Annotated in this window: 7 protein-coding genes (1 of these 7 running past the window's edge); 5 read left to right on the top strand and 2 right to left on the bottom strand. The window is 71.3% G+C overall.

Annotated elements, in window-relative coordinates:
* The first annotated feature begins 424 nt into the window (after positions 1-424).
* From D7V77_RS11915 to D7V77_RS11895, 5 genes are read left to right on the top strand one after another with little or no spacing between them, the layout of a single operon-like run.
* Entirely contained in the window at positions 425-892 is a 468-nt protein-coding gene (locus tag D7V77_RS11915; RefSeq protein WP_120576392.1) for an SMI1/KNR4 family protein, read from the top strand.
* 59 nt (positions 893-951) lie between these two features.
* On the top strand, positions 952-1,485 hold the full coding sequence (locus D7V77_RS11910; protein ID WP_120576390.1) for a latent transforming growth factor beta-binding protein: 534 nt from the start codon (positions 952-954) through the stop codon (positions 1,483-1,485).
* Between the two features lie 52 nt (positions 1,486-1,537).
* Positions 1,538-3,616: a serine/threonine-protein kinase gene (locus D7V77_RS11905; protein ID WP_120576389.1), complete on the top strand. Its 2,079-nt coding sequence runs from the start codon at positions 1,538-1,540 to the stop codon at positions 3,614-3,616.
* Positions 3,613-4,338 (top strand): hypothetical protein, encoded by a 726-nt coding sequence (locus D7V77_RS11900; protein ID WP_120576388.1) that lies wholly within the window; start codon positions 3,613-3,615, stop codon positions 4,336-4,338. The genes D7V77_RS11905 and D7V77_RS11900 overlap by 4 nt, the downstream gene beginning before the upstream one ends.
* Before the next feature lie 49 nt (positions 4,339-4,387).
* Positions 4,388-5,212 (top strand): GNAT family N-acetyltransferase, encoded by an 825-nt coding sequence (locus D7V77_RS11895; protein ID WP_120576387.1) that lies wholly within the window; start codon positions 4,388-4,390, stop codon positions 5,210-5,212.
* 10 nt (positions 5,213-5,222) lie between these two features.
* On the opposite strand, the gene D7V77_RS11890 is transcribed toward D7V77_RS11895, so the two are convergent.
* Positions 5,223-6,572, bottom strand: coding sequence for a GON domain-containing protein (locus tag D7V77_RS11890; protein WP_158624384.1), 1,350 nt, complete (start codon positions 6,570-6,572; stop codon positions 5,223-5,225).
* Positions 6,573-6,847: 275 nt separating this feature from the next.
* Positions 6,848-25,778, bottom strand: partial view of a non-ribosomal peptide synthase/polyketide synthase gene (locus D7V77_RS11885; RefSeq protein WP_120576385.1) — the 3' portion only. The gene runs 13,166 nt beyond the window's last position; 18,931 of the gene's 32,097 nt are visible here — the last part of the coding sequence; the start codon falls outside the window, past its right edge; its stop codon occupies positions 6,848-6,850.

Genomic DNA, 25,778 nt, shown 5'->3' with positions numbered 1-25,778 from the left:
TCACGTACGAGGTCGCAAGCGAGCCGAAGCCGCGTGGTTGCTCGCACTCGTCGCCCACAACCTCCTGCTCGCCATAGCGCAAGGCTGGTTCGACGAGTCGGAAGGCTCATTTCTTCTCACGCCCTGACGCCTCGCCAGAATGAAGCTGCTCGCAATCGCTGGAACAAGGCGCGCAAGGGGTTCCGTGAGGAATGGTCCCGGCGGTTCGGTGACTGGCCGACGGAAGCCGACGGAAAGCCCTACCAGGGCCATCACATCCGCGACCTTCAACATGGCGGCAACCCCACCGATTGGGACAACCTGCTGCCGTTTCCCCAGGACCTTCACGAGGATCTGCTGGGCCCCTACAACCAATGCTATGCGAACCAGCCTCCGTGGACGCGTGTAGGAGTGGATCACCCCTATGGCGAGTAGCTCCGAAGCCATGTCGGCGCTTCTGGACGAGGTTTCACGGCTCCACTTCCCGAACCCGCCCGCGACTCCGTCGGAGATCGAGGCCTTTGAGCAGAGAGTCGGGTGGCGCCTGGACCCGGACCTTCGTGCCTTCTACCTGCATTGCGATGGCGCGAAATTGTTCGACCGAGTCGACCCCGCGTTCTTCTTCTACCCGCTGGCGAAGATTCGCCGCGCTCGTGTCGTCCTCCTCAAGGAGGACACAGACAGGGCGGGTCCCGCGTCCTGGTACGCGGTCTGCGAGGTGCGGGATACCAATTACATCTTCGTCGACGTGAACCAGCAGGCGGAGGGCCGGTACTCCATCCGGGATGGCTACCGCGAAGCGTTTCCAGACCCTGCCTACAACCGCCAGATCGCGGGCTCCTTTTCAGAGTTCTTGGGCGGAGCGCTCCGTTCCAATGAAGAATGGTTCTGGCTTCAGACGGAGGAGGATTAGCGGCCGTGGCGAGCGCCACCGCGTGCGTATATCTCACTCCTTGATGTAGTCCTGAGCCCATGCGCTTCCCGCTCTCGGTCCTGCTGCTGGTCCTGCTCGTGGCCCCGGGGTGTCCGCTCGACATCCAGGTGCGTGAGGAGTTGGACGCCGGCTGCTTGGGAGACGCCTGCGTGCGCTCCTGCGCCGCGGACCGGGAGTGTCCCGAGGGGCAGCGCTGCTCCGACGTCTACAGGGAATGCGAATCAGGCCCCCGCCTCACCGAGCCCTGCTCCGACCCCCTGGCCTGTTCGACGTTCGCGTACTGCGTGAAGGGACGCTGTACACGCGATTGTGACCCGGGCTGCCCCACGGGCTACCAATGCTCACCGGCTCCGGAGTCCCTGTGCGTCGAGACCTGCGAGGGCCTGCCCCCCGAGCACCTGGGCGACTCCTGCGGGACCTCCATGGACTGCGCCCGCTGCGGCTTCTGCGCGGACCTGGGACGTGGGAAGACGTGTCACCAACCCTGCCGGTCGGATGCGGAGTGTCCCGGGGGACAGGCAGGCACGTGCGTGCAGCTCCCCGGCTCCACCTTGCGCGTGTGCCAGCAGTGAGGGCGCCCGGGGGTTTGATCGCGTGGATCCCGCTTCCTAGACTGCGCGCGCGATGACGGGCGAACTGTTGGCCGGCCGCTACCAGTTGGAGCAGGAGTTGGGGCGGGGCGGGATGGCGACGGTCTTCCTCGCCCTCGACCTCCAGCTGTCCCGCCGCGTGGCCGTGAAGGTGCTGCACCCGGGCCTGGACGCCCGCTTCACCGAGCGCTTCCGCCAGGAGGCGGAGGTGGTGGCCTCGCTCCAGCACCCCAATGTCCTGGCGGTGCATGACTTTGGCCAGGACGCCGTGCGCGGCCCGTTCCTCGTCTGTGAATGGGTGCAAGGCGAGAACCTGCGCGAACTGGCGCGGCGCCTGGCTCCATTGCCGCCGGAGGCCGTCGCGCTGCTGGGCTGGGAGCTGGCCCGCGCGCTGGACGCGGCGCATGCGCGCGGCGTGGTGCACCGGGACGTCAAGCCGGAGAACGTGCTCGTGGCGCGTGGAGGGCCGCTGAAGCTCGCGGACTTCGGCATCGCCGCGCTGGCGGATCAGGCCCGGCTGACGAGCACTGGCGCCGTCATCGGCTCGCTGCCGTACATGGCGCCGGAGCGCATGGATACCGGGGCGTGGTCCCCGGCGTCGGACGTCTACGCGGTGGGCGTCGTGTTGTTCGAGCTGTGCACCGGCTCGACGCCCCATGCAGGGGAGGGCAGTGCCCGGCTGGCGGTCTCGGTGATGACCCGCGATGCGCCGCCGTTGGTGGAGGCCGCGCCGGGCACGCCCGCGCCCCTGTCGGCGCTGGTCGCGCGGTGTCTTGCCCGGGATGCGCGTGACAGGCCCGTGGAGGGTGGGGCGCTGGCGCAGGAGCTGGAGGCTGTGCTGCGGTCGTGGGTCGGGGCTCCCGCCGAAGCGTCGCGTGCCTTCTTCCAGGCTCCGGAGTCCTGCGTGGCCCGCTGGCGCGAGGACCGGTTCCAGCGGCTGTTGGGCGAAGGCCGTGCGCTGCTCGCCGCGGGGCAGGGCGCCCGGGCTGCCCGGTGTCTCAATGCCGCGTTGGCGCTCCGGCCCGGGGCCCCCGAGGTGCTGGCGCTCCTGCGCTCGCGGCCCATGAGGAAGGGGCTCGCCCGGAGCGCGTGGGAGGCGCTCCCGCGCTCGTGGGCGGAGCACAAGCGAGCGCTCCTGGCGGCCCTGGTGCTCGCGGCGGTGTCGGGCGGGTTGGGGCCGTGGGCATGGCGCGCGAGTGGCGCCAGGAGTCCGGCGGTGGCCACGGGGCAGGCGTCCGCGCCCGCGACGGATCCGGAGGCAACGGTGCAGACCGCCGTGCCAGTTGCTCCTGCTGCGGGCTCGCCTGCCACGTCGGAGGACCTTGCCGCGCTCGCGCCCGGTGACGACTCCACTGCGACAAATGCCGCCTCCGCCGCGCTCTCGCCCGGTGACGACTCCACTGCGACAACGGCCGCCTCGGCACCGCCCGGCGCTGGCCTGCCCGCCACAAGCGAGGCCTCCGCCGCGCCCGTGGCCGTCGCCCGCCTTGATTCAGCGCAAAGACCTTCGCGTCCCTTGCCTCAGGCGGCCTCCGGGACGCCGGTCCGGGGCGCGCGTCCGGAGGCTCCGGGCAGGTCTCCTCGGGCAGCGCCAGCGCCGCTGGCCCGCCCCGCCCAGGACTCTCCGCAACGGCCCGTGTCCCCGGAGCCCCCCGGCGACGAGCTGCCCGTCCGTGTCCCGGATGCCCGGGACTTCGCGACGCTCACGGTGGCGACACGCCCCTGGGCCGAGGTGTTCGTGGACGGCCAGAGCCGGGGCTACACCCCTCGGCTGCGCGAGCTGCGGCTGTCTCCCGGCACGCACCGGCTCCGCTTCGCCAACCCCCTGTGCGAGCCCGTCGAGGAAGTGCTCGAAGTGGCTGCCGGCGCAACCGTCTCGCGTGAAGTCTCCCTCCGGGTGCGCGACGCGGAGGTCACCCTCGTCGCGCCCGCGGCGTCCCGCGTCTTCGTCGACGGCGTGGAGGTGGGCGTGGCCCCGCTGCGCGACCCATTGAAGCTCTCGCACGGGGTACACCTCCTGTCCGTCCGCGACCCGGGAGGCCACGTGCTGAGGCAATCGCTCGACGCGGTGGCGGGGACCCACACCACGCTCGTGCTGGGGGCCGCTCCATGAAGACCGCCATCGTCGCCCTGCTGCTCGCGGCGTCCTCTCCGCTGGGCCCCGCTCGCGAGGCCTATCAGTCCGGCGACCTGCCCCGCGCCCGGACCGCGCTGGAGGCCCTGCTCCAGCCCCCTCGGCTCTCCCATCCCCAGGAGGAGGCGGAAGCCCACCTGCTGCTCGCGGCGACGCTCCACGCCCAGGAGGACCTGCCCCGCGCGGAGCACGAGGCCGTGGAGGGGCTCGCGCTCGACCCCGACGCGAAGCTGGACCCCCTGGTGTATCCGCCGGACTTCATCGCCTTCATCGAACGGGTGCGCGCGCGGCGCCATGACCGCATCGTCCAGCGCGCCGCCCGACTCCGCCCGCCCGTGCTCCTGCCCGGGCCCACGAACTCCATCACCGCTCCCGTCCTGGTCGAATCCCGCCCGGCCTCGCGAGGCTGGTACCTGGTGCCGTTCGGCGTGGGCCACCTCGTGCACGGCCAGCGCTCCAAGGGCACCGCGCTCGCGGTAGGGCAGGGCACGACGTTCGCCGTGTCCGCGGTCTCCCTGGGCGTGGCCCTGTCCCTGCGCGGCCCGGACGGCCGCTACTCGGCCCAGGACGCACCCACGGCCCGGGCCTTCAACGTCTCCTATCTCGTGGGGGCCTACGCCTTCGCGGCGCTCTACGCCTACGGCGTGCTGGACGGCCTGCTGTCCTCGCCCCCGCCACCCCAGGGAAACGGGCCTGGGTGAGCGCAGCGACGCCCTGACGCGGTGGCCCGTCGTGGTGTAGACGGGGCGGATGAGCGACGTGAACCTGGTGGAGATCGCCCGGCGGTTCGAGCGCAAGCAGGCCACCTCCGCGGTGGCGCTTTCGACGGCGTCCGCGCCGCTCGCGGACGGCTGGATGGCGTTCGGCGGCGTGGGGTCCTACATCAACAAGTCGTGCGGCTACGGCTTCGAGCGCGCTGTCACGGACGCGGAGCTGGACGCGCTGGTGGACTTCTTCGCGTCGCGTGGCGTGGAGCCCAAGGCGGAGCTGAGCCCCTTCGCGCCCCAGCCCCTGCTGAAGGGGCTGGCGGACCGGGGCTTCGTGCTGCGCGAGTTCGAGACGGTGCTGTACCGGCCGTTGCAGGTGGGGGAGGACCTGTCGCGGCTGGACCGGGGCGCTCCCGCCGGGCTGCGCGTCGAGCGGGTGGATCCGTCCGACGACGCGGCGGTGCACCGGTTCGTGGAGGTCGCCGGCAGCGGCTTCGTCCCGGAGGGCGAGTCGATGCCGGCGATCTTCCTGGAGATGGGATTGAAGGCGGCGCGCAACCCCGCCTCGGACTCGTACGTGGCGTGGCTCGACGGCGTGGCGGTGGGGGCCGGCAGCTGCGAGGTGAGCGACGGGCTCACCTCGCTGTTCGGCACGTCGGTGCTGCCCGCGTACCGGCGGCTCGGCGTGCAGCAGGCGCTCATCGCCGCGCGGCTGGCGCGAGGGCTGGAGAAGGGCAGTGACCTGGCGGCCATCATGTCCTCGCCCGGCATCCCCACGGAGCGCAACGCCATGCGCCTGGGCTTCCTCATGGCCTACTCCCGCGCCGTGCTGGTGAAGCCCGGCGCGGGGCTGGAGCCGTCTCCCTGAGCGTCAGGGGCTACGGCTGCGGCACGGTGTACGCCAGGGGCAGCAGGGCGCCGTTCTTGTTGAAGGGGTTGTAGCTGCCCTGCGGGCCCACCCAGCCGCAGCCTCCGTAGCCGCGCATCTCCACCACCTGGTTGTTGTCGTGGAAGGCCCACCACGAGGACTCGCTGGAGGGGCCGGCCCGGACGATGTTGCCGGTGGGCACGGAGAACGGCGTGCCTCGCAGGTCCACGTTGGCCAGGCCCGTGCGGCTGCACCCCATGGCGGCCGCGTAGGTCATGGCCGTCACAAGCTCCCTGTTGACGTGCTTGAGGGAGCCGCTGGACGTCGAGAAGGAGTGGTCCCCGGTGTCCACGGCGAGGGTGACGGGGTTCAGCCTGACGCGCGTGAACCGGGTCCGCACGTCGGTGCCCGGCGAGTTCCCTCCCGACGTGTACTGCGAGTAGTTGGCGCCCTCCTCCGTGTGCACCAGGGAGAGGTACTCCCTGGGCGTGCCGGCCATGTCCTGGCACCAGGCCGTCCAGCGCTTCAGCGGGTCCTTGTTCACGAACAGCGCGTACTCGCCGTCCGGCGCACCGGGGTGGGCCGCCTGGACGTCCTGGCACGTCGCGGGGAAGTTCTCACCGCGGTAGTGGAGCTGGAGCAGGCCGCCATGCTGGTTGAAGGGGTTGTAGCTGCCCTGCGGGCCCACCCAGCCGCAGATGCCGTCACCGGACAGCGTGACGACCTGGCCGTGCTCGCTGGAGACGGCGGCGCCGGTCCCGTTCGCGCCGCCCACGCTGAACGCCTGCGCCTCCACCGTGAAGGGGGTGCCCCGGAGGTCGACGTTGCCCTGGCCCTGTCCGCCGCCGCACGTCATGGCCACGCCGTAGGGCATCGCGGTGACGGTGTCCGGCGAGTGCGTCAGCGCGCCGGTGGAGGAGGCGAAGGTCTGGTCCGCCGTGTCCACGCGCAGGGTCACGGGGTCGATGCGCAGCCGGGTGAAGTGGGTGAGCACGTCGGTGCCGGGGGAGAAGCCGCCGGCGGTGTACCGCGAGAAGTTGGAGTCGGCGTCCGTGCGCGTGAGCGTGAGGTACTCGGCGGGCGTGCCGGCCATGCCGTGGCAGTACACGGTCCAGGACGCGCTGGGGTCACCCGCCACATACAGCTTGTAGTCGCCGTCCGGCGCTCCGGGCTGGGCGGTGCGGATGTCCAGGCAGCGGGTGGGCCGCTCGGTGAGGGACTGGGGGCGCTCCGCCAGGGTGCCGGGGCTGGCGCTGTCGCTGGCGCCACAGCCGGCGGCGGCGAGCGCCAGGAGGCTCCAGGTCAGGGTCCGCGCGCGGCGGGGGAGGTGGGGGATGACGGAAGGCTTCTGGAAGTTCATGGGGCTGGGCTCCTGTGAGAGGTTGCGAAGCCTCCCCATCGCAAGGTCGGGGCCACGCGGGCCGCCAGGGCCTCGCCGTCGGGATTCCGGGGCGTTACGGGTGAGCGCGGCCCGCTGGATGACGTGGCCGCGCCGCGAACGTGCCAGTCCTGGCACGCGCGCTGGCTCCTCCGAGGAGGCGGCCTGTCATGCTCCCCTCAGGGCCCTCCACGGACATCGCGGCGGGCGCACCCCGGCGCCGCGTGGGCGGCACGGCGCCGGTGCGGGTCTCCGGCCTACCGGGACGTGTCCCGCGCCGCGCCCTGGAGCGCCTCCGTCAAACGCTCCGCGAGCCGCTGGATGTGGGGCGCGCGCAGCAGCGAGTAGTGCGTGCCGGGGAGCACCTCGCGCGTCAGCTCGCCGTGGACGTGCGCGCCCCAGCCGTCGTCCCCGTGCTTCGGGTTGGCGCCCGCCTGGAGCAGGAGGACGCGGCCGGTGAACGTTCCGGGGTGGTGGTGCTTCAGGGCGCGCAGGTTGCGGGTGAAGACGTGCAGGAGCGTGCGCCCCGCCTCCGTGGCTGCTTCCGGCGTCGCGAGCTGTCCCTGGTCGAGCTCGAACAGCGCGGCCACCTGGGCTGCGTCGTCCACGTCGAGCGGCACGCGGTCGTCCGTCGCCGGGCTGGAATCAATGAGGGCCACGAGCTCCACGGTTTCGCCCCGGGCCTGGAGTTGACGGGCCATCTCGAAGGCCACCACGCCTCCCATGGACCAGCCGCCCAGCCGGTAGGGGCCGTGGGGCTGCACGGTGCGCACGGCGTTCACGTAGAGCGCCGCCATCGCCTCCACCGTGTCGAGCGGCGGACGGCTTCCATCGAGCCCCTGGGACTGGAGCCCGTAGAAGGGCTGCTCCCGGCCCAGCTGCTTCGCCAAGGCCGCGTACGCGAGCACGTTGCCGCCCACGGGGTGGACGCAGAAGAAAGGCCGCTGCGAGCCCTCGCGCTGGATGGGCACGATCGGGGAGAAGACTTCGGGCGCCTGGCGCAGCAGCCGGGCCAGCGTCTCCACCGTGGGCGCCTGGAAGAGGGCGGCCAGGGGCAGCTCGCGGTGGAAGTGTTCCCGGATGCGCGCCATCAGCTTCACGGCGAGCAAGGAGTGACCGCCCAGGTCGAAGAACGGACGCGTCACGCCGATGGGCCGGACTCCCAGCAGCTCCTCCCAGAGCGCCACCAGCTCCCGCTCCATGTCGTCGCGTGGGGCGACCTCCGTGGTTTCGGAGGGACGGGACGCCGGTGCTTCTGGGACGTGCATCCGGAGAAGCTCCTCGTCCGTCAGCAGCGTCCGTGGATCCAGGGGCGCGTCGGGCTCGGCGAGGACTGTCTCCAGCAGCGTGCTCCAGCGCTCCATCATCCGCTGGACCGTGGCGGTATCGAAGAGGTCCGTGCTGTACGTGAGCGCACCCTGGAAGCCGTCTGGCTGCCGGATGAGGGCCAGGTCCAGATCGAACTTCGCCGCCGAGGAGGGGACCTCCTCCGCCTTCAGCGTCAGGCCCGGGAGGGTGGCCTCCGGCTCCGGCGTGTTTTGCAGTGCGAAGAGGGCCTGGAAGAGTGGCGTACGGCCCAGGTCGCGCTCGGGCTGGAGCGCGTCCACCAGCCGCTCGAACGGGAGGTCCTGGTGTTCGTACGCGCCGAGCGTGGTCGCGCGCACCTGTGCGAGGACCTTCCGGAACGATGTGTCCGCGGTGAAGCGGGCTCGGAGGACCAGCGTGTTGACGAAGAAGCCGATGAGGCCTTCGGTCTCCGCGTGACGGCGGTTCGCGATGGGCGTGCCCACCAGCACGTCGTCCTGGCCGGAGTACCGCGACAGCAGCAACTGGAACGCGGCCATGAGCACCATGAAGGGCGTGGCGCCTTCCCGCTTCGCCAGCGCTTCCACCGCGTCACTCAAGGGCGGTGTCAGCTGAACGGGCCACCGTGCTCCCCGTGCGGAGCGGCGGGCCGGACGCGGCCGGTCCGTGGGCAGCAACAGCGCATGCGGCGCCCCTTCGAGCCGCCGCTTCCACCAGTCGAGCTGTCCCGCGAGCACCTGACCTTCCAGCCATGAGGCCTGCCACCGGGAGAAGTCCGCGTACTGCACGGGCAGCTCCGGCAGCGGCGACGGCTGGCCCTGGCGGAAGGCTTCGTAGAGCGCCACCAGCTCGCGCACGAGCACCCCGAAGGACCAGCCATCGGAAACGGTGTGGTGCGTGCACAGCAGGAGCACGTGCTCCCTCGTGTCCAACCGCAGCAGGGTGAAGCGAGCGAGGGGCCCCGTGCCCAGGTCGAAGGGACGCAGCGCATCGGCGTCCATGCGGCGCCGGACTTCAGCCTCACGCGCATCCGTGGGAAGGGCCTCCAGGTCCTCCGTGCGCAGCATTCCCGAGGGCGCGGGATGGATGCGCTGACGCGGTGTTTCATCGTGGGTCTCGAACGTCGTGCGCAGGGTTTCGTGCCGCTGCACCAGCGCGTCGAAGGCCCGCTGGAGGGCAGGGACGTCCAGAGCTCCGGACAGCCGCAGCGCGAAGGGCATGTTGTAGAGCGGGCTGCCCGGTTCCAGCTGGTCGATGAACCACAGCCGCTGCTGCGCGAAGGACAGGGGCGCGAGGTCGTCTCCCTGCGTCCTCGTCAGCGGCGGCAGCGCGGGCGTGGATGCGGCGTCCGTCAGCCGCTGGGCGAGCCCGGCCACGGTCGGCGTTTCGAAGAGGGCCCGGACGCGCAGCTCTACACCGAAGTGGACGCGCACGCGCGACACCACCTGCGTGGCCAGGAGCGAGTGCCCGCCCAGCTCAAAGAAGTTGTCGTGACGGCCCACGCCGGACACGCGGAGCAGCTCCTCCCAGATGGTCGCGAGGCGCTGTTCGGTGGGTGTCGCGGGAGGCTCGAAGACACGTGCGGGGCGCGATGACGCGTCCGGTACGGGCAGGGCCTTGCGGTCCACCTTGCCGTTCGGCGTCAGGGGCAGGACGGGCAGGGCGAGGACGGTGGCCGGGACCATGTAATCAGGCAGGTGCCTGCGCAGGTGCTCGTGCAGTGGCGTGGTGTCCGCTTCCGGCGTGACATAGGCGACGAGGCGCGCGTCGCCCGGAACGTCCTCGCGCACCAGGGCCACCGCGTCCCGGACGCCGGCATGGGCCCGCAGCGTGGACTCGATCTCACCCAGCTCGATCCGGTGGCTGCGCAGCTTCACCTGGAAGTCCAGGCGGCCCATGAACTCGAGCGTTCCGTCCTCGCGCCACCGGACCTTGTCGCCCGTGCGGTACAGGCGCGCTCCAGGCTCCGTGCCGAAGGGGTCCGGCATGAAGCGCTCGGCGGTCAGGTGCGGCCGGCCCAGGTAGCCGCGCGCGACGCCTTCACCGGCGAAGCACAGTTCTCCAGGCAGGCCGAACGGAACCAGCTCCAGACGCTCGTCGAGCACGTACGCGCGCAGGTTGTCCAGCGGCCGCCCGATGACGGGCAGCGCGTGGGACGTTCCCTGGATGTCCCAGACCGTGGCGTCCACGGTGCATTCGGTGGGGCCGTAGGCATTGAAGGCCCGTGTGCGCCGGGTCGTGGCGAGCCGCCGCCACATCACTTCGTCCAGCGCCTCGCCTCCCACCAACATCAGTGACGGCAGACGGGGGCGGTCCAGCATCCCCGCATCCAGCAGGAGCTTCAGTTGCGCGGGCGTGCAGTCCAGTACGTCCACCCGCGTCCGCTCCAGCCACTCGAGCATCCGCTCTGGCTCCAACCGGAGATCCTCCGGAACAGGGCACAGGCAGTGGCCGCCCAACAGCTGCAGCACCTGCTCGATGGAGGCATCGAAGAACAGCGGCGCGTTGATGCTGACGCGGAGCCCCGGGGGCCGCCCCGCGTAGGCGGTCCGTAGGAGCGCGTGATGCAGGTGCAGCACCGAGCGGTGCCGCACCATCACCCCCTTCGGCGTCCCGGTGGAGCCGGAGGTGAAGATGACGTAGGCGAGGTTCTCCGCTCCCGCCGCCGGCGGCAGGTTGTCCGAAAACCTGTCCGACAGTCGGACAGGTTCCGAGCCGTCCTCCGCCGCCGGAGCGGCCTCCGAAAACCTGTCCGACAGTCGGACAGGTTCTGCGTCCATCCACACCAGGTGGGGCACCTCGGGGTGCCACGCTTCTTGCAATGCCCGCGTCGTCACCAGCACGGACGCGCCACAGTCTTTGAGGACGAACGACCTGCGCGCGGCGGGCGCGGCCGGGTCCAGCGGCACGAAGGCGCCCCCGGCCTTGTTCACCGCGAGCAGTGCGATGACGCTCTCCGCCGAGCGCTCCAGGCACAGGCCCACCGTCACCTCCGGGCCCACCCCCAGCGAACGCAGGTGCCAGGCGAGCTGGTTGGCCCGCGCGTTGAGCCGCTGGAAGGACAGCGTCGTGTCTCCGAACACCACGGCGTCCGCATCCGGAGTCCGCGCCACCTGGGCCTCGAAGTGGCCGTGCAGTGTGCCGTCACCATCGAAGTGCGACATGCCTCCGGCCAGGTCGCCCAGGAGCTGTCGCCGTTCCTCCTCCGAAACGAGGGACAGTCCGGACAGTGGTCCGTCCGGATTCGTGAGCACCGCCTCCAGCAGCACCCCCAGGTGGGTGATCAGCCGCGCCATGGTGGGACGCTCGAAGAGGTCCGTGGCGTATTCGAGCTTGCCCCGGAAGCCATCCTCGCGGCGGTCCAGGTCCAGGCTCAGGTCGAACTGGGATGTCGTGCGCTCCGCGAGGGCCGCGGGACGCACGGTGAGACCGGGCAGCGACAGCTCCGGCACCGGCGCGTTCTGGAGCGCGAACATCACCTGGAACAGCGGCATGCGCCCCAGGTCGCGCGTCGTTTGCAGCGACTCCACCAGCCGCTCGAAGGGGACGTCCTGGTGTTCGTAGGCGCCCAGCGTCGTGGCTCGCACCTGGGCCAGCAGCTCCCGGAACGTCGTCCGGGCGCCGAAGGTTCCACGCAGCACCAGCGTGTTGACGAAGAAGCCGATGAGGCCTTCGGTCTCCGCGTGACGACGGTTCGCGATGGGCGTGCCGACGAGCACGTCATCCTGGCCGGCGTAGCGGTGCAACACCGTCTGGAAGGCCGCGAGCAGCACCATGAAGGGCGTGGCGCCCTCCTGCTTCGCCAGGGCCTCCACGCGCTCGGACAGGGTGAGGGACAGGTGCACCGGTAGCGTGTCGCCGCGCTGGGTGGAGACGGCGGGACGGGGCTTGTCGGTGGGCAGCTCCAGGGTCCGGGGCGCTCCTTCGAGCTGCCGGGTCCACCATGCCAGCTGCGCCTCCAGTGCTTCTCCCTGGAGCCAGGCTCGCTGCCAGAGCGCGAAGTCCGCGTACTGCACGGGCAGCTCCGGGAGCGCGGGCGGCCGGCCCGCACGCAGGGCCGCGTAGAGGGCGGTGAGTTCGCGCACCATCACGCCCAGCGACCAGCCGTCGGAGACGATGTGGTGGAGGTGCAGCACCAGCACGTGCTCCTCGGGCGAGAGCCTGATCAGCAGGGCGCGGATGACGGGGCCTCGCTCCAGGTCGAACGGCCGCTGGGACTCCGCTGTCGCCAGACGCTCCGCTTCGCGCAGCCGGGCTTCGGTGTTGTCCAACGTGGTCAGGTCCACGCGCTCCAGTGGCACGGTGGCCTGCGCGTGGATGTGCTGCACGGGCTGGCCTGCTTCCGTGCGGAAGGTGGTGCGCAGGGATTCGTGCCGCGCCATCAACGCGTCCAGGCTTCCCTTCAGCGCGGCCTCGTCCAGCGCGCCGAGGAGCCGCAGGGCGACGGGCATGTTGTAGAGGGCGCTGCCCGGTTCGAGCTGGTCGATGAACCACAGCCGCTGCTGCGCGAAGGACAGTGGCAGCAGCGGGGGCCTTGGGGCCCGGGTGAGAGGCGGCACGTGCTCGTGGCGGCTCGTGGTGGCTCCCAGGTGCCGGGCGAGGGCGGCCACGGTGGGCGCGTTGAACAACTCACCCAGGGGCAGCTCCACGCCCAGCACCGCGCGGATGCGCGACACCACCTGCGTGGCCAGGAGCGAATGGCCTCCCAGGTCGAAGAAGTCGTCGTGGATGCCCACTGCGTCCAGGTGCAACACCTCCGCCCAGATGGCCGCGAGCTGTGCCTCCACGGCGTTGCGTGGGGCTTCGCGCGTCGACTCGGTGGGCCGGGGCGCTTCGGGCGCGGGCAGGGCCTTGCGGTCCACCTTGCCGTTGGGTGACAGCGGCAGGGACGGCAGCGCCACCCAGGCGGACGGCATCATGTAGTCGGGGAGTTGCCGCTGCGCGTGCGCCTTCACGCGGTCGGTGTCGGCGCTGTCCCCTCCGAGGACCACGTAGGCGACGAGCCGCTTCTCACCGGGCACGTCCTCGCGCGCGAGCACCACGGCCTCGCGTACGTCCGGAGCCTGTCGCAGCACGGCCTCCACTTCTCCGGGCTCGATGCGGAAGCCGCGCAGCTTGAGCTGGAAGTCGGTGCGCCCCAGGAACTCCAGGGTGCCGTCGTCGCGCCAGCGGGCCCGGTCGCCCGTGCGGTACAGGCGGGCGCCCGGCGTGGCGGAGTGGGGATGGGGGATGAACCGCTCGGCGGTGAGGTCCGGCCGCTGGAGGTAGCCCCAGGCGAGGCCGTCACCGCCGACGTACAGCTCGCCGGGAAGTCCCGGCGGCAGGGGCTGGAGGCGCTCGTCCAGCACCCACGCGGCGGAGTTCGCCAGCGGCCGGCCAATGGGCACCGAGCGCTCAACGGTGTCCCTCGCGCGCAGCGTGTGCGTGGTGGAGAAGGTGGTGTTCTCCGTGGGGCCGTACCCGTTGACGAGCACGGCGTCCGGCGCCATCCGCGACAGGTGTTCCCTCACGCGAGGCACGGGCAGCACGTCCCCGCCCGCCAGCACCTGCCGCACGCCCGCGAGTGAGACTCCTTCGTGAAGGACCATCTGCTCGAAGAGGGCGGCGGTGAGCCACAGTGTGGTGACGCCCTCCACCGCGAGCAGCGTGCCCAGCTCTGACAGTGAGAGCGCATTCGGCGGTGCGAGCACCAGCTTCGCGCCGTGCAGCAATGCTCCCCAGAGCTCCAGCGTGGAGGCGTCGAACGCGACTGGCGCGGCCTGGAGAAACACCTGCTCTGGACCGAAGGCGATGAAGCCATTGCCCCGGACGAGGCGCACGATGCCCCGGTGGGGCACGCAGACACCCTTGGGACGGCCTGTGCTGCCCGACGTGAACATCACGTAGGCCAGCGCCTCCGCGGGTACGTGCACCGCCAGGGGCGTGACCGGCTGCTTCGCGATCAGGTCCCATTCCTCGTCCAGCAGCACGAGGAGCCCGGTCACCGCCGGCAGTTCATCCGCCAGCGCCTCCTGCGTGACGAGCACGCTGACGCCCGCCTCCTGGAGCACCCAGGTCGTGCGGTCCGCCGGGGCCTTCGACTCCACGGGCACATAGGCCGCGCCCGCCTTGAGGATCCCGAGCATGCCGGTGACGAGTTCCGGCGAACGCTCCACGCACAGCCCCACGCGGTCTCCGGGCCGCACGCCCAACCGGCGCAGGTGGTGCGCGAGCTGGTTCGAGCGGCGATCCAATTCTCCGTACGTGAGCTCACGCGCCGCGATCCGCGTCGTGTCCACCAAAGAGAAGGCCCCTGGACTCGCGGGCATCCTCACGGCGACGGCGTCTGGCGCGCGCGCGGCCTGCTCCGCGAACAGCTCGGGCACGGAGGCGTCACGTGGATACTCCGTCGCGGTGTCGCTCCAGGCGACGAGTACCTGGTGCCGCTCCTCGGACGTCAGCAGCGGCAAGCGTGTGAGCAGCGTCCCCGGCGAAGCCACCGCGGCTTCGAGCAGCACGCTCAGGTGCCTGGCCATTCCAGCCACCGTGCCGGGGGTGAACAGGGCGGTGTTGAAGTTGAGGCCTCCCGTGAAGCCCTCGGGAGCGCGGTGCAGCAGCAGCTCCAGGTCGAAGCGGATGGCGCCCGGGTCGGCGTTCATCGGCTGGAACGACAGGCCGGGCAGGGCCAGCGGCGGCAGCGGCGCGTTCTGCAGCGTGAAGGTGACCTGGAAGAACGGCGTGCGGGATGCGTCGCGCGCGGGGTGCAGTGCCTCGACGAGCTTCTCGAACGGGAGGTCCTGGTGCTCGTAGGCGCCCAGGGTGGTGTCCCGCACGCGCGTCAGCAGCGAGACGAAGGTGTCGTCCTCGCGCAGCCGGGTGCGAAGGACGACGGTGTTGGCGAAGTAGCCGATGAGCGCCTCGGATTCGGCGTGGCGGCGGCCTGCGATGGGCGAGCCCACCAGCACGTCGTCCTGTCCGGCGTAGCGGCCGAGCAGCACCTGGAACGCGGCGAGCAGCACCATGTAGGGCGTGGCGCCCTCGCGCTTCGCCAGGGTCTCCAGGGCTTCGCTGGAAGCACTCGGGAGGGTGAAGGGCATCAGCGCGCCCTGGAAGGTCTGCCGGGCCGGACGCGGATGGTCCGTGGGCAGCTCCAGGTGCGACGGCGCGCCTTCCAGCTGCCGCCGCCAGTAGCCGAGCTGCGCGTCCAGCACCGCGCCCTGCAACCAGCCTCGCTGCCACAGCGCGTGGTCGGCGTACTGCACCGGCAGCTCGGGCAGCGGGGCGGGGAGTTTGCGGGAGAGCGCGGCGTAGAGCGTGCCCATCTCGCGTACCAGGACGCCGGTGGACCAGCCGTCGGAGATGATGTGGTGCAGGTTCAGCACCAGCACGTGCTCCGTGGGCGACAGCTTCAGCAACAGGGCCCGTAGGAGAGGACCCTGCTCCAGGTCGAACGGGGTGCGTGCCTCCTCGAGGGCGAGCCTCGTCGCTTCGGCGCGGCGCTGCTCCAGGTCCGGGGTGCCGGTGAGGTCCACCTGCCGCAAGGGCAGCGGACCGGGAGCGTGGATGACCTGCTCCGGGGCTCCTTCGTACTCGCGGAACGTGGTGCGCAGGACTTCATGCCGGCGCACCAGTCGGTCGAAGCTCCGCTGGAGCGCGCCGAGGTCCAGCGTGCCTTCCAGCAGGAGCGAGAACGGCATGTTGTAGGCCGTGTCCGCGGTGCCCAGTTGATGGATGAACCACAGCCGCTGCTGCGCGAACGACAGCGGCAGCACGGCGGGCCGCACGCCACGGGTCAACGGCGTGAGGCCGGTGGGCTCGGTCTTCTCCGGCTCCGCCAGCGCGGGCGCAACGGCTCCGGACGAAGTGATGCGCCGGGCGAGCGCCTCAACGGTGGGGGCTTCGAACAGCGTGCGCAGCGGCACCTCGTGACCCAGGCGAGTCCTCACGCGCGCGGCCACCTGGGTCGCGAGCAGCGAGTGTCCACCCAGTTCGAAGAAGCTGTCCCGCACGCCGACCCGCGCGATGCCGAGCACCTGCGCGAAGATCTCAGCCAGGGCCCGCTCGGTGTCGTCGCGTGGGGCGATGGGCTCCGCTCGTCCGGCGGTGGGCGCGTCCGGCGCGGGGAGGGCCTTGCGGTCCACCTTGCCGCTGGAGGTGAGCGGTAGGGCGTCCAGGCGGACGATGGCGGAGGGCACCATGTACTCGGGCAACCGCGAGTGCAGGAACGCGCGCAGTCCGGCCGTGTCGAGCGTCCCGCCGTCGATGCTGACGTAGGCGACGAGGCGCGGTCCCCCTGTGTCCGCCAGGCGCACGACGGCCACGGTGTCGCGCACGCCGGGCCAGGACTGGAGCGCGGCTTCGATGTCGCCCGGTTCAATGCGGAAGCCTCGCAGCTTCACCTGGAAGTCCGCACGGCCCAGGTACTCCAGCGTGCCGTCGGTGCGCCACCGGGCGATGTCGCCCGTGCGGTACATGCGCGCGCCGGGCGTGTCGCTGAAGGCATCGGGGATGAAGCGCTCGGCGGTGAGGGTAGGGCGGCGCCAGTAGCCTCGGCCCACCTGCACGCCGCCGATGAACAGCTCACCCGGGATGCCGACGGGCACCGGTTGGCCATGGCGATCCAGGACGTGCATGCGCGTGTTGGCCACGGGGCGGCCGATGGGCACGACTCGCAGGGATTCGTCGCGCGGGCACTCCCAGGACGTCACGTCCACGGCGGCTTCGGTGGGGCCGTAGAGGTTGTGCAGCGTGGTGTGCGGCAGGCGCGCCTGGGCCCGGAGCACCAGGTCCGCGGGCAGGGCTTCGCCACTGCACATCAGCTGGCGCAGGCGCGACAGGGACTCCAGGCCGGGCTCTTCCACGAAGGCTCGCAGCATGGAGGGCACGAAGTGCGTGGTGGTCACGCCCTCTCGGGCCATCAGCGCCGCCAGGTAGTCCGGCTCTTGATGTCCGCCGGGCCTCGCGAGCACCAGCCGCGCGCCCGTCATCAAGGGCCAGAAGAACTCCCAGACGGACACGTCGAAGCTGAACGGCGTCTTCTGCAGCACCGTGTCCGACGGCGTCAGGCCGTAGCGCCCCTGCATCCAGCGCAGGCGGTTGACGACGCCCGCGTGCGCGTTCATCGCGCCCTTGGGACGGCCCGTGCTGCCAGACGTGAAGATGACGTACGCCAGGGAGTCATCCCCAGCCAACGGCACGGGGCGGGCCGTGGACTCACGCGCGATGGCCTCCCACGGGGTGTCGAGCTCGATGACGTGCGCGGCATGCGGAGTCAGTGCGGCGCGGAAGCGCTCTTGCACAAGAAGCACGGGCGCTGCGGTGTCCTCTAACATCCCGGCGAGTCGTTCCGCGGGCGTGGCCGGATCCAGCGGCACGTAGGCGGCTCCGGCCTTCAGGACGCCCAGGAGGGCGACGACCATCTCCAGCGAGCGCTCCATGCAGACGCCCACCAGGGTCTCCGGACCCGCGCCGCGCGCACGCAGATGGTGCGCGAGCTGGTTGGCCCGCGCTTCGAGCTGCGCGTACGTGAGGCGTTGGTCCTCGAACTGGAGCGCGATGGCCTCGGGAGTGCGTTCAGCCTGGGACTCGAAGAGGTGGTGGAGCGTGGCGCCCGCAGGGAAATCCACGTGCGTGTCGTTCCAGCCGCGCAGGACCTGTTCGCGCGCGGCCGGCGTGAGCAGCGACAAGGTGGAGACTGGTGCGTCCGGCGCGGCGACGACGGCCTTTGCCAGCACGGTCAGATGCGCCGCCATGCGCTCCAGGGTCGCGGCGTCGAAGAGGGCGGTGGAGTACTCCAGGCGGCAGCGCAGGCCGTCGCGCTGTTCCCAGACCTCCAGCGACAGGTCGAACTTGGACGTCGTCACTGGCACGTCCACTCCGCCAATCTGGAGCCCCGCACCTCCGGTCGTCTGGGCCGCCGGAACGTTGATGACGTTGAGGACGGTCTGGAACACCGGCGTGCGGCTCAGGTCGCGAGGCACCTGGAGCACGTCCACCAACTGCTCGAAGGGCATGTCCTGGCGCGCGTAGCCGCCCAGTGCCTGCTGCTTCACACGCGTGATGAGCTCGCGGAACCCTGGTGCCCCGTCGAGCCTCGCGCGGAAGGCGAGCGTGTTGACGAAGCAGCCCAGCAGGCCTTCCACCTCGGGGCGCGAGCGTCCTGCGATGGGCGTGCCCACCGCGAAATCGTCCTGTCCGGAGGTGCGGGAGAGCAGCACCTGGAACAACGCCATCAGGACCATGAAGGACGTGGCGCCTTCACGGCGGCCCAGCGCCAGGAGCGGCTCGGACAGCTCGCGAGGCATGTGGAAGGCGTGGGCGGCGCCCGCGTAGGACTGCGCGGCGGGACGGGGACGGTCGGTGGGCAGCTCCAGCGGCGGCGTGCCCTGGAGCAGCTCCTTCCACCAGCGTGCCTGTTCCTCCAGCACCAACCCGGTCAGCCACGCGCGCTGCCACACGGCGTAGTCGGCGTACTGCACCGGCAGGGGCGGCAGGACGGAGGGAACACCCGCGCTGGCGCAGGCGTACAGCACCGGCAGCTCACGGCTGAGGACCAGGGCGCACCAGGCGTCAGAAACGACGTGGTGCAGGAGCAGGTGCAGGACGTGCGTGTCCGGAGCCAGCCGCAGCAGCAGTGCGCGGGCCACGGGGCCCGTGTCCAAACGGAAGGGCGTCGCGGTGTACGCCTGGCAGCGGCGAAGCATGGCGGCCTCTCGCGCATCGGCCGTGTCGCCGGGAACATCCTCCGTCTCCAGGGGCAGGGTGCCGGTCGCATGGACGACCTGCACGGCCCCGGTGTCGCTCAATGCGTAGGCGGTGCGCAGGACCTCATGGCGTTCCACGAGCGAGTGGAGCGCCGCTTGGAGCGCGGTGACATCCAGCGCCCCCGTGAGCCGGAAGATGATCGCGTTGTTGTAGGCGGTGCTCTCCGGCTCCAGCTCCTGGAGGTACCAGAGGCGCTGCTGCGCGAACGACAGGGGCAACGGCTGGCCACGAGGCGCACGCGGGATCGTCTGGAGGGCACCGGAGGCGCTGGGCGTCTCCGCGTGCACTGTCGCGGCCGAAGCGCTCGGGGTGGCTGGAGACGTGGGGCGCGGCGCGGGCAGCTTGAAGGCAGGGAGGTTCACGGCCTCGACACGACCATCCGCGCGCAGGCGCACAGGACGGCCGGTGCGGTAGAGGCTCGCGGATCCACTTCGCGGATGTGGCACCAACCGGCCCGGCGCCTCACCTGTCGCCCTCCAAAGGGCGGCAGGCAGGCCCGCTCCCGACAGGGCCAGCTCTCCGACGACGCCCGCGGGCACGGGCGCCCCGGCCGCGTCCAGCACCCAGACGTCCAGACCCGGAGGCAGCTTCTCCTCCGGCGCACGCGGCAGCAGGCCTCCATCCCGGGCCTCCCCCGCGAGCAGCACGTCGCCGCCCGCAGTGCGCTGGAGCGCGGACGCCAGCTCCGCGGATGCGTTCTCCAGGACCCAGGCCCCCACCGGTGCCAGGGCCTCGCGCGCTCCCGTCAGGTCCGTCAACGCTCGGGCCAGCCGTGCCGTGGTGTTCACCAGCACCGCGCCCGACTGCTTCGCCAGCGACAGCAACTCCTCCGCATCCGTCTCCTGCTCGCCACGCACGCGCCGCGAGTGTGATGCCGCATCGGCGGCCACGGCCTCGCGTGCCGTGGCCAGGCGCTTGAGTCCTTCCAGGACGACAGGTGTCTCCAGGCCGAAGTCGATGAGGCACGTCACCTCGTCCACATCCGAGGCCCGCACCTCGCGCAGCCGCTGGATGCCGCTCTCTACCGTGCCGATGAGGCCGGTGCCCTTCGCGTGGTGCTCGAAGGTGTGCTCCAGCAGTGCGTCGATGTCCTCGCGGGACACCTTGGCGATCTCCCCCTGATACCCCTGCGCGGCGAGCAACGACGTGGTGATGTCCGCCGAGCTCCGGAAGTACGCCAGCAGCGGCTTGCGCACCTGCCGGAGGACTTCCGCCTCGTCGTCACCCAGGTACGTGTGCAGCATGCAGGTGATGTGGCCCCGGCCCGGGTGGCCATTGCGGCGCCACGCTTCGCGGTAGAGGGCCACCTTCGGCTTCAGCTCCTCCAGCGAGTGGGCGAAGAGGCCCGTGAGCACACCCGCGCCCAGCTCGCCCGCGAGCCGGAACGTCTCCGGGTTCGCGGTGGCGGTGAGCCACACGGGCAGCTCTCGCTGCACCGGTTTCGGGCGCAGGCCCACCTCCACGGTGACGCCGTTGCCTCCTGGGCGCCGCAGCCGGTCTCCTCGCCACAGGCCTCGCAGCGTCTCCAGGTGGCGCAGCAGGATGTTGCGCCGGTCGGCGTAGTTCCCGGGCGCGAAGATGAAGTCCTGCACGTGCCAGCCCGTGGCCACCGATACGTCGACGCGGCCCTGCGACAGGTTGTCCACCACGGCCCACTGCTCCGCGATGAGCAGCGGATCATGCAGTGGCAGCACCACGCTGCCGGAGCGCAGGCGCAGGTGCTTCGTGACGGACGCGAGCGCGGCGGAGACCACCGCGGGCTGCGGGTAGATGCCGCCGAAGGAGTGGAAGTGCCTCTCGGGCGTCCAGATGGCGGAGAAGCCGTGCGCGTCCGCGAACTTCGCGCCCTCCATCAGCAGTTCGTACTTGGGCCCGGTGAGCGAGTCCTCGTCATTGGCGAAGTACGACAGGCTGAGCTGAAGCGGACGCGATGCCGCCTCGCCCGATGCGCCTCGCCGCGATGTGGTGGCCTCGGAGGGGAACAGCACGCGCAGGCCGCGCGATAGGGCCCAGAGGGCTTCCAGCTCGGGCTTCTCGGGAGCAGGTTCGGAGGCGGCGAGCCAGGTGGTGCCCGGCGCCGGATGCAGCCGTGCATCCAGGCCCGCGAAGAAGCCCGTGAGCGACGTGTGACTCAACGCCCACGCGGGCTGGCCCGCGCCCATGGGCAGGAGCCACGCCAGGGACTCCGGCGAGGGAAGCGGCAGCGCCTCCGTCACCGTCAACGGCGACGCGTCTCCCAGCACCTCTTCGACGTGCAGGACGCGTGAGGACTCCAGGCGTGTTGACGTGAAGAGCCCGCGCCAGGTGATGAGCCGGGGCACGACACTGCCTTCCACGGCGTAGACGGCCAGCGAGTCCAGGTCCGTGGGCCCGAGCGCCACCGGCGCGCCACCTGCTTCCAGGACACCCCACAGCGCGGCCAGCTTCTCCGGCGACGCACGGAGGCAGAGCGCCACGGGTTCTCCCGGCTGGAGTCCCTGCTCGCGCAGCTTCGATGCGAGCCTTCTCGCGCGGGAAGCGAGCTCCCTCCAGGTCCAGGTCCGCCCGGCCTGCTCCACGGCGACTGCGTCTGGCTGCCGCAGCGCATGTTCGCGCAGCCGTGCGGGCAGGACCGGGGCCTGCGGGACGGGCGGGGGAACGGGCCATGCGCTTCGTTCGGCATCGGTGGCCAGCGGCAGGCGGGAAAGGGGCTCCTCGGGCCGGGCCAGTGCGGCTCCGAGCAACACCTGGAGGTGCTCCAGCATCCGCCGTGCGGTGGAGGCGTCGAACAACTCCGTCGCGTACTCCAGGGCGCCGTGAATGCGGCCGGGTTCCTCGGTGAGGATGAGCGTCAGGTCCGACAGCGTGGCGCCCCATTGCACGGGCGTGCCCGGCACTTCGATGAAGGTGCCTCGTGCCCCGACGGCCGCCAGCGCGTCGCCGCCCATTTCCAGATTGGAGTGGTAGACGAACACCGTGTCCGTCATGCGCTCCCGGCCGATGTCGCGCCCGGGGACGAGCTGTTCGACGAGCATCTCGAAGGGCACGTCCGGCCGCGACTGCACGTCGGTGACCTCGCGTCGCACGCGGTGCAGGAGTTCGCGGAAGCTCGGGTCATCCCCCACGTGGGTGCGGAACGCGGCCGAGTGCGCCACGTAGCCGATGAGCGGCAGCAGCTCCGGCCTCGTGCGGTTGCCGATGGGCGTGCCGACGATGAGGTCCGCCTGCCCGGTGTAGCGGTGCAGGAGCGCGTTCCAGGCGGCGAGCACCGTCATGTACGACGTGAAGCCCTCGCTGCGTCCGAAGGCGACGAGCGCCTCGGCGAGCTCTGGCGGGAAGTCCAGCACCATGCGCTCGGAGGTGAGCGGGCAGCTCGCGGGCCGGGGCCGGTCCGTGGGGATGCCGAGCTGCTTCGGCATGCCTGCCAGGCGCTGACGCCACCACTGCTCCTGTTCGGGGAAGCGCTCCTCCGCGAGTGACTGCCGCTGCCACGCGCCGAAGTCCGCGTACTGCACGGGCAGGGGCGCCAGCGGGGACGGCCGGCCCTGGAGGAAGGCGGCATAGAGCTGGCCCACTTCCTGGAGGAAGAGGGACGTGGAGAGCGTGTCGCAGACGATGTGATGGATGGCGCAGACCAGCAGGTGCAGGTCCGCGCGCAGGCGCACGAGCGTGGTGCGCAGCACGGGGCCTCGCACCAGATCAAAGGGGCGCGCGGCGTCCTCGCGGGCGATGCGGAGCGCGGCCTCCTCGCGTTCTCCGGGCGTGCCTTCCACCTGCACGATGGGCAGCGGGATTCGCACGTGGGGATGGAAGCGCTGAACGGGCCGGCCATCCACGGCGTCGTAGGTGGTGCGCAGGGCTTCGTGGCGCTGGACGACCTCCAGGATGGCCCGCTCCAGGATGGCTGCGTTGGCGGGGCCTTCCAGGCGCAGGACGAAGGGAATCGTGTACGCGGACAGGCCGGGGAGGTGCTGCTCCAGGCGCCAGACGCGCTCCTGCACGTAGGAAAGGGGCAGTGGCTCCATCCGGGAACGGGGCACTAGCGGCAGTTCGCGCGTGGGCTCCCGGGCGGGGGCCTGTTGGAGCAGTGGTTCGATGCGGGATGCGAGCCCCGCGACGGTGGGTGCTTCGAAGAGGGCCGCCAGCGGTACCTGGACGTGGAAGGTGTCGCGGAGCTGATTGAGCAGCTGTGCGGCCATCAGCGAGTTGCCGCCCAGCTCCAGGAAGTTGTCGTCGCGTCCGACGAAGTCGATGCCCAGGCGCTGACGCCACAGCGTGGCGATGCGGACCTCCACGTCACCGCGAGGCGCGTCCTCACGGCCTCCTGGAACCGGGAGGGCAGGGTGCTCCTCGGGCGGAGGTGCCACTGCTGCGCTCTTGCTGGTGGGCACAGCAGAGGACGGACCTGGCATGTCGATGCGAGCGCGCGAAGCCGGAGACGACGCGAGCGTGTCGGTGAAGGAAGTCACCTGTGCCTGCGCTGGTGCGCCCATCGCGGGCTTGTCGGTCAGGCCTGCCGTCGCGTGATCACGGAAGACCGGAGCGGAGACCTGAGGGAGGTCGCTGGCCGGGTCCATGCGAGGCGCGGACACGGTCACCATGGGCGCAGGCGCAACGTTCTGTCCCGCGGCTCCCATCTCGCTGGCCGCACCGTCCTGGCCGCGAGGCTCCACCCAGCAGCGCTTGCGCAGGAACCTGTACGTCGGCAGGTGCACGCGGCGGCGCTGCTCGTGGGCGTAGAACGCGGTCCAGTCCACCTCCAGCCCCTGCACCCACAGCTCGCCCACGCACTGGAGCAACCCCGACTGCTCCGTCGTCGCACCACCCCGGCGCAGCGACGCGAGCGCCTTCACGCGCTCCCGGTCCTCGCCCAGGCATGCGCGGATCAGCGGGGTGAGGTCCTGGCCGGGCCCCACCTCCAGCAGCACGCTGCACCCTTCCTCCAGCAGGGTCCCCACCGCGTCGGTGAAGCGCACGGGCTGCCGCATCTGCGTGGCCCAGTACTCCGGCGCGGACAGCTCGCCCGGACGCGATAGCGCCCCCGTGAGACTGGAGACGTACCGCACGGAAGGCTCGTTCCGCTGGAGCGCACCCACCGCGCGCGCCAGCTCCGCCATCAACGGCTCCACGTCCGCCGAGTGGAAGGCATGCCCCGACGGCATGCGCACCGCGCCCGCCTTGCGCTGCTGCAACACCGCCTGGAATCGCTCCACCTCGTCCACGGGCCCGGAGACCACACACCGGTCCGGCGCGTTGATCGCCGCGAGCGTCAACCGTCCGGACAGCAGCGGCTGGACCTCCGCCGCCGGCAGTGCCACGCCGAGCATCGCGCCCGGCGGCAACCGGTGCATCAGCTCCCCTCGGACCACGGCCAGCCGCAGTGCATCCGGCAGCGAGAGCACGCCCGCGACACACGCTGCGGCGTACTCCCCGAAGCTATGTCCCAGCACGGCATGAGGAACGATGCCCCACGCCTGCCACAGCCGAGCCAGCGCGACCTGCACCGTGAACAGGGCCGGCAGTGCGACCCGGGTGTCGGAGAGCATCGCGGACGCCTCCGCTTCCTGGCCCGGTCCCGGACGCAGCAGCGTTTCCACCCGCGAACGCAGCGGCGCATCCAGCAGCGCCAGGCACGCATCCACCTGCGCGCGGAACGCGGGCACGGATGCATCCAGCTCCCGGCCCATGCCCACCTGCTGCGAGCCCTGTCCGGAGAAGACGAACGCCACCCGCTTGCGGCGCGCGCCCTCCACGTCCTTCAAGCGCGTGGGCGTGGCCGTCTTGCGAAGCTGCTTCGCCAGGTCCGCCGCATCCCGCGCGACCACGGCTCTCCGGTACTCGAAGGCCCGGCGTCCCATTGCCTGCGTGTACGCGGCGTCAGCGAACGCCCCTTCATCCCCAGCGACCTCCACGGAGAACCGGGCCGACAACGCCTCCAGCGACTCAGGAGAGCGCGCCGACAACACTCGCAACGCCAGTTGCTTCGCCGCCGCCTCCAAGGCCTCCGGCGAACGCGCGGACAGGACCTGATCCGCCAGCTTCAACGACGCGGCCTCCAGCGCCTCCGGAGACCGGTCCGCCAGCACGTGCGACGCCAGCGCCAGCGCTCCTGCCTCCAGGGACTCCGGTGAACGCGCCGACAGCACGAACAGCTGGTGCGAGCGCGTCGTGGGCCCGCTCCGGACGACGGGCGCCTCCTCCAGCACGGCGTGCGCATTCGTTCCGCCCACGCCAAACGAGCTCACCGCCGCGCGCCGTGGCGCCATCCCCCGAGGCCAGGGCCGCAGGCGCGTGTTGACGAAGAACGGTCCCGCGTCGAAGTCGATCCTCGGGTTCGGAGACTCGAAGTGGAGGCTGGGGGGAATCTCCTCCTCGCGCAGCGACAGCGCGACCTTGATGAGCCCCGCGAGCCCCGCCACCGTGTCCAGGTGGCCCACGTTCGTCTTGAGCGACGCCAGCGGGATGGTGCCCCGGTGCTCGGGCCCCAGGCCGTAGGCGCGCTGGAGCGCCGCGACCTCGATGGGGTCGCCCAGCGGGGTCGCCGTCCCGTGCGCCTCCACGTAGCCGATGTCCGTCGCCGACACGCCCGAACGGCGCAGCGCCTGCGTGATGACGGTCGCCTGGCCCTGCACGCTGGGCGCCGTGAAGCCGGACTTGTCGCGCCCGTCGTTGTTGACGGCGGTGGCTCGGATGACGGCGTGGATGGGGTCGCCGTCGCGGACCGCGTCCTCCAGCCGCTTGAGCACCACGGCCGCCACGCCGCTGCCGGAGACGGTGCCCTTGCCCTTCGCATCGAAGGCGCGGCAGTGGCCGTCCGGGGAGTAGATCATCCCCTCCTGGTGCACGTAGCCGGTGCGCTGCGGCACCGACAGCCGCGTCGCGCCCGCGAGCGCCACGTCCGACAGGCCTGACAACAGGTTCTGACACGCGACGTGCACCGCCACGAGCCCCGTGGAGCACGCCGTGTACACGAGCATGCTCTCGCCAGTGAGCCCCAGCTTGTAGGACACCTTCGTCGGCAGGCTCTGGTAGGTCGCCGTGCCGTACAGCTCGAAGAACGCCGCCGAGTCCAACGGCAGGTGCCGCTGCACCTCGTTCGCGTAGCCGGATTCGTTCGCGCCCGCGAAGAGGGAGACGATGCCCGGGAATCGCGCGGGGTCG

Source organism: Corallococcus sp. CA041A (genome assembly GCF_003612075.1).
Classification (GTDB): domain Bacteria; phylum Myxococcota; class Myxococcia; order Myxococcales; family Myxococcaceae; genus Corallococcus; species Corallococcus exiguus.
Note: the sequence above shows the minus strand (reverse complement) of the source record. Positions and strands in the feature narration are given on the sequence as shown.

What these genes read in the sequence shown, in the direction of transcription:
- D7V77_RS11915 (WP_120576392.1), top strand. Translation starts at nt 425, where the DNA reads ATGTCGGCGCTTCTGGACGAGGTTTCACGGCTCCACTTCCCGAACCCG.
- D7V77_RS11910 (WP_120576390.1), top strand. Translation starts at nt 952, where the DNA reads ATGCGCTTCCCGCTCTCGGTCCTGCTGCTGGTCCTGCTCGTGGCCCCG.
- D7V77_RS11905 (WP_120576389.1), top strand. Translation starts at nt 1,538, where the DNA reads ATGACGGGCGAACTGTTGGCCGGCCGCTACCAGTTGGAGCAGGAGTTG.
- D7V77_RS11900 (WP_120576388.1), top strand. Translation starts at nt 3,613, where the DNA reads ATGAAGACCGCCATCGTCGCCCTGCTGCTCGCGGCGTCCTCTCCGCTG.
- D7V77_RS11895 (WP_120576387.1), top strand. Translation starts at nt 4,388, where the DNA reads ATGAGCGACGTGAACCTGGTGGAGATCGCCCGGCGGTTCGAGCGCAAG.
- D7V77_RS11890 (WP_158624384.1), bottom strand. Translation starts at nt 6,572, where the DNA reads ATGAACTTCCAGAAGCCTTCCGTCATCCCCCACCTCCCCCGCCGCGCG.